This is a genomic window from Streptomyces deserti (assembly GCF_054782695.1).
This window is the reverse complement of record NZ_BAAGRZ010000046.1, coordinates 25,899-37,205: the sequence shown is the minus strand read 5'-3', so window position 1 is coordinate 37,205 and position 11,307 is coordinate 25,899. Positions and strand designations below refer to the sequence as shown.

The window sequence follows — 11,307 nt, the reverse complement described above, 5'->3', positions numbered from 1 at the left end:
CCCCTACGGATCCTCCCCGTGTCAGCGTGATCATCCCCGCCCACAACTCCATGCCTGAGCTGACCAGGTGCGTGACGTCCGCCATGGAGCAGACGCTGGGGCTCGACAAGATCGAGATCATCGCGGTCGACGACGGCTCAACCGACGGCACTGGTCCGGAACTGGACAGGCTCGGGCGCACCTGCCCTGCCCTGCGCGTCGTGCACCAGCTCAACAGCGGAGGAGCCGGAGGCCCCCGCAACACCGGTTTGGACATCGCCCGCGGGGACTACGTCTTCTTCCTCGACTCCGACGACTACCTGGGTCCGGACGCGCTGCGCCGCATGGTCGCGATGGCGGACGAGAACGGAACCGACGTCGTACTCGGCAAGATGGTGTCGGTGGGTGGCCGGGCGGTTCCCACGGCCGTCTTCCAGCACAACCAGCCCAGAACCGATGTCTTCTCGTCCCACGCCTACCGCACTCTGGGCTGTTGGAAGCTTTTCCGCCGCTCGCTCATCGAGCGCCTCCACCTCAGGTTCCCGCCGTACCGCAACTGCGAGGACAAGCCCTTCACGGCCGCCGCCTACCTCAATGCCGACGGTATTTCCGTAGTGGCCGACTACGACTGCTACTACGTCCGCAACCGGGAGAACGGCAACAACCTCACCCGCACCGCCGCCGGCCTCACCCACCGCATGGACGGTACCCGGTTGTGTTTCGAGACCGTCGCCCGCTATGTCGAACCCGGCCCACGGCGGGACCGCATCATGCGCCGCCATGTGGAATGGGAGTTCTGCGGCCCCCTTCGCGCCCTGCTTCCGCAGGAAAGCGAACAGGAGGCCCGTGAGCGTTTCTACCCGGAGTTCCGGCGCTGGGCACTGTCCTACGTGACGGAGGGCGTCTTCCAGCAGCTCTCCCCACCCGACCGCTTGCTGATCCACCTCCTGCGCACCGACCGGTACGACGACCTGATGGCCGTGGCCCGTTGCGCGAAGGAGGACGCCGGGCGCGGACATCTGGTCGACAAGGGCCGCGTCTACTGGTGCCACCCCTTTTTCCGGGACCCTGCCAGGGCAGTCCCGGACGACTGCTTCGACGCCACAGGCCGGCTCCCGGTCCACACCGAGCTGGCCGAAGCGGCCTGGGAGGGGGACGGCGGTGTTCTCCGTCTCGCCGGCCACGCCTACATCCAGCACGTCGCCACCGTCGACCCCGGCACTCAGCTGATCCTGCGCCCTCGCGACTTCCCGCACCCCGGCATCCGCCGGCCCGTGGCCGTTCGCACCATCAAGGACCTGCCCGGCGAGGGCAGCTATGACAAGGCCGGCTTCTCCGTCGCCGTCGACCTGGGCACGGTGGCCGGAGGCGACCCGTTGGATCCAGGTGTCTGGGAGTTCTTCCTGGACGTACGCGCGCAGGGGGTCAGCCGGACCGTGAAACTCCGGCAGTCACCTGGGGATGCGCACGGCGCGAGGACGAGCCCGGCTCAGCGAGCGGTGGCCGGCAGGTCCCGGCACCGGCACACCGTCGTACGGCCCTTCTTCAGCCCGGACGACACCTTGTCCCTGGACGTTCGGCCGGAGCAGAGCCAGTTCACTCAGGCGTGCCATGTCACCAGGACCGTCTGGGACGCGTCCGCATGCGGCAGACTGATCGTCAGTGGGTGCCTGACCGGCCAGGCCACGCGTCACCCTGGAGCCATCACCCTGCGCGCGGAAGACGCATCCGGCTCGGCGTACGAGGTGCCCGTGCACTGCACAGCGGACGGAAACAGCACCGGCTTCACCGCCCGGCTCCCGGTCCGTACGCTGCCGCCAGGCCAGTGGACGATCACCCTCCACGCGAACGAGACGAAGGAGAGGGTCGTCGTCCCGCACCTGGACGGACTGACCGGCACCTACTGGTTCCGCCCGTCCCGGCTCGGCCGCCCCTACTACGCCAAGCCCCTCCCGGCTGGACGCCAGCAAAGTCTGGTCCTGCGGGTGGCTCCGGTGAGACTGGCGACAGCACTTCGCCGACGGCTCAACCCGCGCAGGTTCGCCCGCAGCCAATGAGGCCGCCGGGGTTGAGGTGCGGTATGACCGCACACGACGCGGTAGCAAGGGCTGTCGGCCCGCCGACTTCGAGGCGCCGCGTGAGATCGAGCGGACGATCAACCGGCTCAAGAACCGGGTACTCAGCCGACCTACGCAGGAGGTCCCTTGAGCAGGACGAGAGCAGCGGAGCTTGCGGACACGCTCACGGTCGCGCACGGCGCCTTCAACGTCGTGGGGGGACTGTGGCCCCTGCTGCATCTGCGCAGCTTCGAGTGGGTCTTCGGGCCCCAAGGCCGACGACTGGCTGCAGAGGACGACGGGTGGACTGCTGCTCTCCGCCGGCCTCGCGCAACTCGCGGCGGCCGCGGACCCGCAAGGACGTCCTCATGCCCGCCGCATCGGCCTGGGCACCGCCCTCACCTTGCTGGCCGTCGATCTGGTCTACGTCCCCAAGGGACGGATCCGGCCCACATATCTCCTGGACGCAGTGATGCAGACGGGATGGATCGCCGCCTGGCTGCGCCCCACCCCCGGGATGAGCACCGGACAAGCCGGGGAGTGACGAACGAAGAGGGACCGGCTTCCTCTCGTGGCGCGGCACGGGCGACACGGCACGAGCAGCTGCGCTCGGCACCCTGAGCCCATGGGACGGGGGCCGTCCGCGTCAGAGCGTCGCGCCGCTGAACGGCAGCCCGCTGGAAGCGGACAGCCCTTCGAGCCCGGCCCGCTTCGCCTGCTCGATGTGGTGGTTGCAGGCACGCATGGCGGCCTCGCCATTGCGCGCTCGATGGCCTCGACGATCGTGCGCAGTTCCTGCACGCCGCGTCCGGTGCGCGGGCTGCACGAGCGAGGTGGCCCGCAGCAGGCCGAGGCGGGCCTGGACGCTGCTGAGCGTGGAGTGGACCGAGCGGTTGCCGCAGCCCCGCAGCAGGACGTCGTAGAGCTGGTTCTTCGCCTGGAGGATCGCAGGGTGTCACCCTCTCCGCTCGGCCTGGGCCAGCTGCTCGAACGCCGTACGCAGCTGCGCCACCTGCTCGTCCGGCGCGACATCGTTGAACCGCGCACCGCCGGCGCCTTCAGGACGGCGCGCAGCTCATATAGCTCCAGGGCCTCCTGCGGCGAGGGCACCACGACGACGGCGCCCTTCTGCGGGATGGTCTTCACCAGGCCTTCCGCCGCCGGCTCCCGCAGTGCCTCGGGGATGGTGGTGCGGGAGACGCCGATCACCCGGGGCGACCGGCGGCCTCGCGACTTGAGGACATCCCGCGTGCGCGCGTCTTGCCTGCGCCGTGCGCCCGGCGCACGCTGGTCGCATGGGTGCGCACGACGGCCCCACGCTCATCACGTCCGTGCAACGAGCCTTCCGCCTGCTGGAGGCGGTGAGCGCGCACGAGAACGGCGCGCCGGCGAAACAGCTGGCGCGTGAGACGGGCCTGCCCCTGGCCACCGCCTATCACCTGCTGCGGACGCTCGTCCACGACGGATACCTGCGGAAGCTGGACGACGGCGGGTTCATCCTGGGCGACCGGCTGCGGACGCTGCACACCGCGGGCCGCGGGCAGGCGCTGCTCAGCCGTGTTCGCCCCACGCTCGCCGCGCTGCGCGACGAGCTGGCGACGGCCACCTATCTCACCTTCTACGAGGAGGGCGAGATCCGGGTCGCCGAAATCGTCGACGGTCCCCGGGCGCCCCGGGTCGACCTCTGGGTGGGATTCGAGGACGCGGGGCACGCCACCGCGCTGGGCAAGTCCGTGCTGCGGGAGCTGGACGACGGCTCCCGTATGGACTACCTCTCCCGGCACCACCTCGCCGACCTCACGCCACGGACTGTCACCAGCCCTCCGGAACTGCTCCGCCGACTCGACTCCTCACCCCTGGCCCCGGCCGTCACGGACCTGGAGGAGTACGCCGTCGGAACGGTCTGCGTCGCCGTGCCGGTCTACAGCGGGGACGTGCTCGGCTCGCTCGGCGTCTCGCTGCCGGCGGACCGGCTCTCCCGGCTCCCGGAGATCCGGGCGAGGCTGATCCCGACCGCGAATCGCGTGACCAGGAGCCTTTCGCTCACTATCTGAAAATCCTGCCCTTGTGACGCCCGAGCCGAGCCCGTTTCCTGGGCGAAACGGATATTTCGGTAATTCCCCGTGCACAGGTGAGGACTGCGGACGCAACATGAGTCAGGCGCGAGACCACGATGGCAGCCACTGGCCGAGGCGGCTGTTCAGGAGCCGAGTGGCCGGTCCCGGGGCATCGGCCCGCAGACGCGCCGCCGCACAGGTGGCCGCCGGTACGCCCGTACTGCCCGTGCTGATCGTCTTCGTCGTCGTGCTCGTGGACCTCCTCGGCGGAGCGGGGATGATCTGGCTGCCCCTGCTTGCCGTCGGGCCTGCGCTGGCTGCCACCGCCAACGGGCCGCGCGGAGTCCTGTGTGTCGGTCTTCTCGCCGTGGTGCTGGGTGCGGGGCTCGGAGTCCGGGACGCTGTTCCGGGCCGGGAGCTGGCGGTCGTCCTGTCCGCCCTAGTGGCCGTCACGCTGGCGAGTGGCCTGGCCAGCACCCTGCGGGAGCGTCGCGAGCGGGTGCTCGCGGCCGTCCGCTCCGTCGCGGAGGCCGCCCAGCATGCGCTGCTGAAGCCCGTACCGGCGACGGTCGGCCCGTTCCAGGTGGCCGTCCGCTACAGCGCCGCGGCGGCGGAGGCTCGTATCGGCGGGGATCTCTACGCCCTGGTGCCCACCCCGTACGGGGTCAGGCTGATCGTCGGTGATGTGCGGGGCAAGGGGCTGCCTGCGGTGGGGACCGCCGCACTTGTCCTCGGTGTGTTCCGTGAGGCCGCCTACGACGAGCCCGATCTCCTCGCGGTCGTCGACAGGATCGAGCGGAGCCTGGCGCGCAACCTCTGTGCCGACGACTTCGTCACCGCCGTGGTTGCCGGATACCCGCAGTCAGGGCCATGGGAAGTGGTCAACTGCGGGCACGCGCCGCCGCTGCTGGTACGAGTATCCGGAGGCGTCGTGGCGGTGGAGCCCACCCATGCCGCCCCGCCCCTCGGGCTGCGCGCCCTCTCGGGCGAGTCCCCCGGCCTCCAGGTGCTGCCCTTCGCCGACGGGGACCAACTGCTGCTCTACACCGACGGGGTCACCGAGGCCCGCAACCACGTCCGCGAGTTCTTTCCGCTCGCCGAAGGGCTGGCCCGCCACGTGTCCGACGATCCGGCGCGCACTCTCACCGGGCTCCACGACGAACTGCTGGCGCATGTGGGCGGCCGACTGCACGACGACGCGGCGCTGCTCCTGCTGCGCAAACCGGCCCGTTCCGAAGCAGCGGTCCAAGAACCAGCGGTCCAAGAACCGGCCGTCCAAGAACCGGCGTCCGACGCCGGTCGCGGCTCGCCGTCCGTCTCGTCCCGCTCCCGGACCTCTGCCGCGAGCGCGGGCACGGGTGTGGACGCGGGTATGGCGGGCGTCGACGCGGGCGTGGGCGGCGGAAGGCCGGCTGCCGAGGAGACCGAAGGCGCGGCGGACCCGGGTGCCTCGCGCGCCGCCTTCACATCGGAGCGCCGCTCCCAGCGCCGGGGACCGGCCGTCGGTACCCGCCGCCCGGGCCGGGCCTGACCAGCCAGGAGGTGTATGCGCCTGCCACGCGCCACGCTGCTCGCCTACAGCCACGCCCCCTCATGCTGTGACGAGATCGGCCCACCGCGTGACCCCGCCGGAGTGGACCCGGATGCCGTGCCGAGTCGCCAGCGCGTGGACGATCTGTTCGCCCCGGCCGTGCTCGTCCGGGTCGATCCCTTCCGGCGACTGGCCCTCCGCACGCGCGGGTCCCGCGTCGGTGACCTCGACGCGCAGCGTGCCGAGTCCGTCGCCCCGGGCCCATGACAGCCGCAGCTCCGCGGGGGGCAGGGCATGGACGATCGCGTTGGTGAGCAGCTCCGAGACCACCGTGAGAGAGTCCTCGATGATCTCCGGGGACACGTTCCAGTCGGCGAGGACCACCCCCACACGTCGGCGTACGGCCGAGACGGCCCCGGCGACGGGCGGCAGCGGACAGACGTGTTCGACTGCCTCCCGAAGCATCGCAGGGAGGTGTACTGTCATCTGCTCTCCTCCGGTTGAGCGCTGCTGGCCGGACGCCGGGCCTCAGCGCACGTAGCCGGGCCTCAGTGAACGTTAGGGAGCGAAGCCGGGCCGGTCAATGAACGGCGGTCGGCATTGCCGAACGCCGAAGGGCATTTCTTGCGAAAAGTCCGCCTGAACGTACAGCGGACCCTCCCTGGCGGTAATAGGCTCGCCTCATGGCCGGCCCAGTCCAGTCGATCGAACGGGCGGCGGCGATCTTGCGTCTGCTCGCCGGTGGGCCGCGCAGACTCGGGCTCGGCGAGGTGGCGGCCTCACTCGGGCTGGCGAAGGGCACCACCCACGGCATTCTGCGCACGCTCCAGCACGTGGATTTCGTGGAGCAGGACGCGGCGACCGGAAAGTACCAGCTCGGGGCCGCCCTGCTGCACCTCGGCACCAGCTATCTGGACGTCAACGAGCTCCGCTCGCGCTCCATCAACTGGGCCGACGCCCTGGCCGCCCGTAGCGGGGAAGCGGTCCGCCTGGGCACTCCCTTGGAAGGCAAGGTCCTCGTCGTCCACCACGTGTTCCGGCCCGACGACACGCTCCAGACCCTGGACGTGGGCTCGCTGCTGCCGCTGCACGCCTCCGCGCTCGGCAAGGTCCTGCTGGCCTTCGGGACCGCGCCCCTCGAGCCGGCCCTGGAAGCCGGGCTGGAGGCGTACACCCGGCACACCCTGGTCACCCCGGAGCAACTCACCCGGGCGCTCACCGAGGTCCGGGAACTCGGATGGGCCGCGGAGGTCCAGGAAATGAGCATGGGCGAAGCGGGCGTCGCCTCGCCGATCCGGGGGCACGGCGGCCTCGTGGTGGGCGCCATCGGACTGTCCGGCCCGGTCGAGCGAATCTGCGACGGCCAAGGGCGTCCCCGGCCGAGCCTGATCACCCTGCTCCGGGATGCCGCACGGGCGATCTCCAAAGACCTGGGCGCGGCTCGCTGGTGACTCCACCGCCTCCTCGACTCATCGGAAGGCAGACCCGATCATGGTTGAACGTTATGTGATGTCCATCGATCAGGGCACCAACTCCACCCGATGCATTCTGTTCGACCACCACGGGCGGCTGGTGTCCGTCGCCCAGCGGGAGCACCAGCAGCACTTCCCCCGACCCGGGTGGGTCGAGCACGACGCCGTCGAGATCTGGCGCAATCTGCGGCGCGTGGTGCCCGAGGCCTTGGCCGGTGCCGGCGTCGGCGCAGGAGAGGTCGCGGCCCTCGGCCTCGCCAACCAGCGCGAGACGACGGTGCTCTGGGACCGGCGGACGGGTGTCCCGCTGGGCAGGGCGATCGTCTGGCAGGACACCCGCACCGCACCGCTCGTCGAGGACCTCGGACGCCGGCCCGGAGACGAGTTCTTCCTCGAGCGGTGCGGCCTGCGCCCCTCGACCTACTTCTCGGCGCTGCGCATCCGCTGGCTGTTCGACCATGTGGAGGGGCTGGAGGAACGCGCCAAGGACGGCGAGGTGCTGTTCGGCACGATGGAGAGCTGGCTGATCTGGAACCTCACCGGGGGCGTGGACGGCGGCCTGCACGTCACCGACGCCACCAACGCCAGCCGCACCATGCTGATGAACATCCGCACGCTCGCCTGGGACGAGGATCTGCTGTCGTTCTTCGGCGTTCCCCGCCCCATGCTGCCCGAGATCCGGTCCTCCGCCGAGAGCTACGGCGAGGCCCGCTCGGTCCTCCCGGGCGTCCGCATCACGGCCGCCCTCGGTGACCAGCAGGCCGCCTTGTTCGGCCAGACCTGCTTCTCCCCGGGCGAGGCGAAATGCACGTACGGAACGGGCAGCTTCCTGCTGCTCAACACCGGTACCGATGTCGTGCGGTCCCGGCACGGACTCCTGACGACCGTCGCCTACAAGATCGGGGACCAGCCCCCGGTCTACGCCCTGGAAGGTTCGATCGCCGTCACCGGCTCGCTGGTCCAGTGGTTCCGGGACCGTCTGGGGCTGATCAGCAGCGCCCCGGAGATCGAGACCCTCGCGCGGACCGTCGAGGACAACGGCGGCTGCTACATCGTCCCCGCCTTCTCGGGTCTGTTCGCACCCCGCTGGCGCAGCGACGCACGCGGTGTCATCGTCGGCCTCACCTCGTACATCACCAAGGGACACCTGGCACGAGCCGTTCTGGAGGCCACCGGCTGGCAGACGCGCGAGGTCGTCGACGCCATGAACGCCGACTCCTCGGTCGCTCTGCAGCAGCTCAAGGTGGACGGCGGCATGACCGCGGACAACCTGCTCATGCAGTTCGTGGCCGACGTACTCGACGTGCCCGTGGTGCGGCCCATGGTCGCCGAGACGGTCTCCCTCGGCGCCGCCTACGCCGCCGGACTCGCCTCCGGCTACTGGCCGGACCTGGAAGTCCTGCGCCGCAACTGGCACCGGGCCGCCCAATGGCTGCCGGACATGGACCCCGAGCTGCGGGCGTCGGAATACGACAACTGGCAGCGAGCCGTCGAGCGGTCGCTGGGGTGGATCAGACCACCGAGGGCTACGTGATACGAGGCCGACACGCAGAGGGCCCCCGCGGGTGACGCCCCGACGCGGCGCCATCTCCGCTGCGCTGGGCAGAAGCCCTCGTAGCCGCCGAAGGCCGCGTGCGCGGAGGGTGGGGTGAGCGGAAGCGGAAGCGACCTTGTCGAACAGGGCAGTTCCGGGGTGCTGTCCTGGACGCTCGCGGCGGCGACCCTCCAGTTCGCGTGCGGGACGGGCCGTCAGGTGATCGCGGCGCCCCGCACCACGTGCACGGCCACGTCGACGGCCGCCACGACGATCGAGGCGACGAACGGCGCTGTGTCCCGGTGGTGCCCGATGAGCGCACCGCTGACGGAGGTGAGCACGGCCGCCGTCAGGCCGAGAAGGCCTGCGGCACCGACCGGGCCCGGCCCTCCCAGCGCGAGCACGGCCGACGCCGCCACCAGCGGAACCGGCATCAGCAACCGCGCCCTTGCCGGGCCGAGCCGCTGCGGCCAGCCGCGCACGCCGGTGGCCAGGTCGGAGCCGATGCCCGGCAGCACATTGCCCCGATGCGCGCCCACACCGAGCAACGCGCCGGAGGTGATGACCCACCAGGCCGGCCACGAGCTCCCCGGCAGGCCCAGCGCGACCAACGCGGGCAGAGCGGCGAACCCCACTGCGTACGGCACCCAGGACAGCGCCGTCGCCTTCACCCCCACGTGGTACGCCCACGCGGCGGCAACGCCGGCCAGGCGGACGCTTCCGGCGCGCCGCAGGCCAGGGACAGCGGTGCCGAGCGCCAAGGCCACCCAGGCCGCCGCCCATACGGCCGTCACGCTCACCGAACCCGACACCACCGGCTCGCCGTACCGCCCGGCGGCGCGGTCGCGCCGGGCGTCGATGGCGTCGTTGCACCAGCCCACCGACAACTGACCCGCCAGCACCGCCGCCGCCACCAGCAGGCAGCAGCCGCTCACGTCCTGACCAGCCGTCGCGGCCAGCGCGGTGGTCATCAGGGTGACAGCCACCGCCGGAAGCGGATGACAGGCCATCATGGGTAGTGGAGGTCCCGGTCAAGGGGACTTCCGGGACGTGATCCGGCCGTGGTGTGCCACCGGCCGAGGAGCCTTTCGGAAGGGATGATCGGAGATGACGCTTCCCGTGCGGCGCGGGAAGACCGGTACGGTCTGGGCCCCGTTCCGCGAGTTCAACGACCTGTACCAGCAGATGGGCCAGCTGTGGCAGACGGCCGTTCCGGGCGGCGGTGGCCTGCTCGGTGAAGCGTGGGCACCGCTGGCCGACCTGGAGGAGACCCAAGACGCCTACCTCCTCGAGGTCGACCTGCCCGGGGTGAAGAAGGAGGACATCACCGTCGAGCTGAACGCCGGCGAGCTGGCCGTGCACGGCGAGATCAAGGAGAAGGAACGCACCGGCGTGCTGCGCACCCGCACCCGCCGCACCGGCCAGTTCGACTACCGGGTGACGCTGCCGCAGGACACCGACGAAGAGCACGTCACCGCCGAACTCGCCGACGGCGTGCTCACCGTCACCGTCCCCAAGGCCGAGAAGGCCAAGCCCCGGCGCATCGAGATCACCAGCTGACCCCTCCCGTGTACGCACCGGCGAGCCCGCCCATCGGGGGCGGGCTCCCCTTGTCGGGCCGGCCCCGGCTTTGAGGTCCAGCTTGTTCCCTTGCGTCAGCCGGACATGCGGGCCTCGGCGGCGGAGATGATCTCCTGGCATTGCCGGTGGCGCTGTTCGTACTCCCGCACCTGACGAGCCTCGTCCGAGGAAGCGAGTACAAGAAGACCTACGGCACGATGGCCGGTGTCATCGTCTTCATGGTCTGGCTGTGGATCACCGACCTGGCGATCCTGCTGGGTGTGGAGTTCGACGCGGGACCGTACGGCAGCGGGCCATCCGGAGGCCGAGCCGTACACGCAGCCGCGCGACACCCGGAAATGACGCGACACCCGGAAATGAGACGAGGAGGACCGGCGCCGCCTGGACGAGACTGACCGCGCCGCAGCGCCGCGTCGGCGTTGGCGCCGGGCATGGCCGGTGATCTACGGGACACCCGCAGGCTATGAGCTTGCTGGCAGGGATCCGTGAGACAGACCGGCGTCTGACCAAGCGGCTCGCTGCCAGTTCCTCACCCGGCCTTCACCGGACGCTGTCAGCGGTGGAGGAGACGGCGGAGGGGACCAAGCTGTGGTGCGGCGCGGCCGCCGTGATGGCCTGGCTGGGCGGCTGGCGCGGCCGCAAGGCCGCCGCCGCGGGCCTGGCCGCTGTCGCCGTGGCGCAGCTGGTCTCCAACGGCGTGTGCAAGCAGCTGGCCGACCGTCCCCGGCCCCCGAAGCAGTGGTTCCCGCACGACGAGGTCGAGGACCGTCCCGACTCCTCCTCCTTCCCCTCCGGGCACACCGCCGCCGCTGTCGCCTTCACCGCCGCCGTTGCCCCGGCGTGGCCACTGGCCGGCGCCGTGTGCACGGTGCCGGCCGCCATGGTGGCCATCGAACGCGTGCAAAGCGGCGCCCACTACCCCAGCGACGTCGCCGCCGGCGCCGCCATCGGCCTGGCCAGCGCCTGGCTCACCCGCCACGCCCCGCACCTGATCCTGCGCCACTGGCTCTAGCGGTTCTTTGCCGGCGCACTGCCGTGCGGTCTGCGGGTCATGCCCGGTCGGTGGCGTTGTCCCGCGGCTGCTGGGCGTGGCGTT

General features: G+C 71.0%; 9 protein-coding genes and 3 pseudogenes. 10 read left to right on the top strand and 2 right to left on the bottom strand.

Annotation, left to right across the window (positions count from 1 at the left end; genetic code table 11):
• The 5 genes and pseudogenes from ACYVMZ_RS37150 to ACYVMZ_RS37130 form a co-directional block, all read left to right on the top strand.
• Positions 1–2,036, top strand: a 2,036-nt coding sequence (locus tag ACYVMZ_RS37150) for a glycosyltransferase family 2 protein (RefSeq protein ID WP_461087361.1), incomplete at its 5' end; no start/stop codon positions are given.
• 19 nt (positions 2,037–2,055) lie between these two features.
• Positions 2,056–2,151 (top strand): annotated as a pseudogene (locus ACYVMZ_RS37145) (IS5/IS1182 family transposase); the annotation flags it as partial.
• 288 nt (positions 2,152–2,439) lie between these two features.
• Entirely contained in the window at positions 2,440–2,580 is a 141-nt protein-coding gene (locus ACYVMZ_RS37140) for a hypothetical protein (protein WP_461087359.1), read from the top strand.
• Between the two features lie 751 nt (positions 2,581–3,331).
• The gene (locus ACYVMZ_RS37135; protein WP_461087357.1) at positions 3,332–4,090 is read left to right on the top strand and encodes an IclR family transcriptional regulator; all 759 of its coding nucleotides are present in this window, start codon (positions 3,332–3,334) and stop codon (positions 4,088–4,090) included.
• Positions 4,091–4,187: 97 nt separating this feature from the next.
• Positions 4,188–5,354 (top strand): annotated as a pseudogene (locus ACYVMZ_RS37130) (PP2C family protein-serine/threonine phosphatase); the annotation flags it as partial.
• A 330-nt stretch (positions 5,355–5,684) separates the two neighbouring features.
• On the opposite strand, the gene ACYVMZ_RS37125 reads toward ACYVMZ_RS37130, so the two are convergent.
• Positions 5,685–6,110, bottom strand: coding sequence for an ATP-binding protein (locus ACYVMZ_RS37125; protein ID WP_461087355.1), 426 nt, complete (start codon positions 6,108–6,110; stop codon positions 5,685–5,687).
• A 197-nt stretch (positions 6,111–6,307) separates the two neighbouring features.
• Here ACYVMZ_RS37125 and ACYVMZ_RS37120 point away from each other — a divergent pair, with 197 nt between their 5' ends.
• Complete coding sequence (locus ACYVMZ_RS37120; protein ID WP_461087353.1) at positions 6,308–7,075, top strand: IclR family transcriptional regulator; 768 nt, start codon at positions 6,308–6,310, stop codon at positions 7,073–7,075.
• A 40-nt stretch (positions 7,076–7,115) separates the two neighbouring features.
• On the top strand, positions 7,116–8,630 hold the full coding sequence (glpK, locus tag ACYVMZ_RS37115; protein ID WP_461087351.1) for a glycerol kinase GlpK: 1,515 nt from the start codon (positions 7,116–7,118) through the stop codon (positions 8,628–8,630).
• A gap of 215 nt (positions 8,631–8,845) precedes the next feature.
• On the opposite strand, the gene ACYVMZ_RS37110 is transcribed toward glpK, so the two are convergent.
• On the bottom strand, positions 8,846–9,616 hold the full coding sequence (locus ACYVMZ_RS37110; protein ID WP_461087349.1) for a UbiA family prenyltransferase: 771 nt from the start codon (positions 9,614–9,616) through the stop codon (positions 8,846–8,848).
• A 121-nt stretch (positions 9,617–9,737) separates the two neighbouring features.
• Here ACYVMZ_RS37110 and ACYVMZ_RS37105 point away from each other — a divergent pair, with 121 nt between their 5' ends.
• The 3 genes and pseudogenes from ACYVMZ_RS37105 to ACYVMZ_RS37095 all read left to right on the top strand — a co-directional run bounded on the left by ACYVMZ_RS37105 (position 9,738) and on the right by ACYVMZ_RS37095 (position 11,223).
• On the top strand, positions 9,738–10,190 hold the full coding sequence (locus ACYVMZ_RS37105; protein WP_461087347.1) for an Hsp20/alpha crystallin family protein: 453 nt from the start codon (positions 9,738–9,740) through the stop codon (positions 10,188–10,190).
• A 191-nt stretch (positions 10,191–10,381) separates the two neighbouring features.
• Positions 10,382–10,553: pseudogene (locus tag ACYVMZ_RS37100) on the top strand (YhjD/YihY/BrkB family envelope integrity protein); the annotation flags it as partial.
• A gap of 217 nt (positions 10,554–10,770) precedes the next feature.
• Positions 10,771–11,223 carry a phosphatase PAP2 family protein gene (locus ACYVMZ_RS37095; RefSeq protein ID WP_461087345.1) on the top strand — a complete coding sequence of 151 codons (453 nt, stop codon included), beginning with the start codon at positions 10,771–10,773 and terminating at the stop codon, positions 11,221–11,223.
• The last annotated feature ends 84 nt before the right edge of the window (positions 11,224–11,307 follow it).

Bases quoted from the DNA above. Each gene is read 5' to 3' on its own strand.
- ACYVMZ_RS37135 (WP_461087357.1), top strand. From the start codon at position 3,332: ATGGGTGCGCACGACGGCCCCACGCTCATCACGTCCGTGCAACGAGCC.
- ACYVMZ_RS37120 (WP_461087353.1), top strand. From the start codon at position 6,308: ATGGCCGGCCCAGTCCAGTCGATCGAACGGGCGGCGGCGATCTTGCGT.
- ACYVMZ_RS37125 (WP_461087355.1), bottom strand. From the start codon at position 6,110: ATGACAGTACACCTCCCTGCGATGCTTCGGGAGGCAGTCGAACACGTC.
- ACYVMZ_RS37105 (WP_461087347.1), top strand. From the start codon at position 9,738: ATGACGCTTCCCGTGCGGCGCGGGAAGACCGGTACGGTCTGGGCCCCG.
- glpK (WP_461087351.1), top strand. From the start codon at position 7,116: ATGGTTGAACGTTATGTGATGTCCATCGATCAGGGCACCAACTCCACC.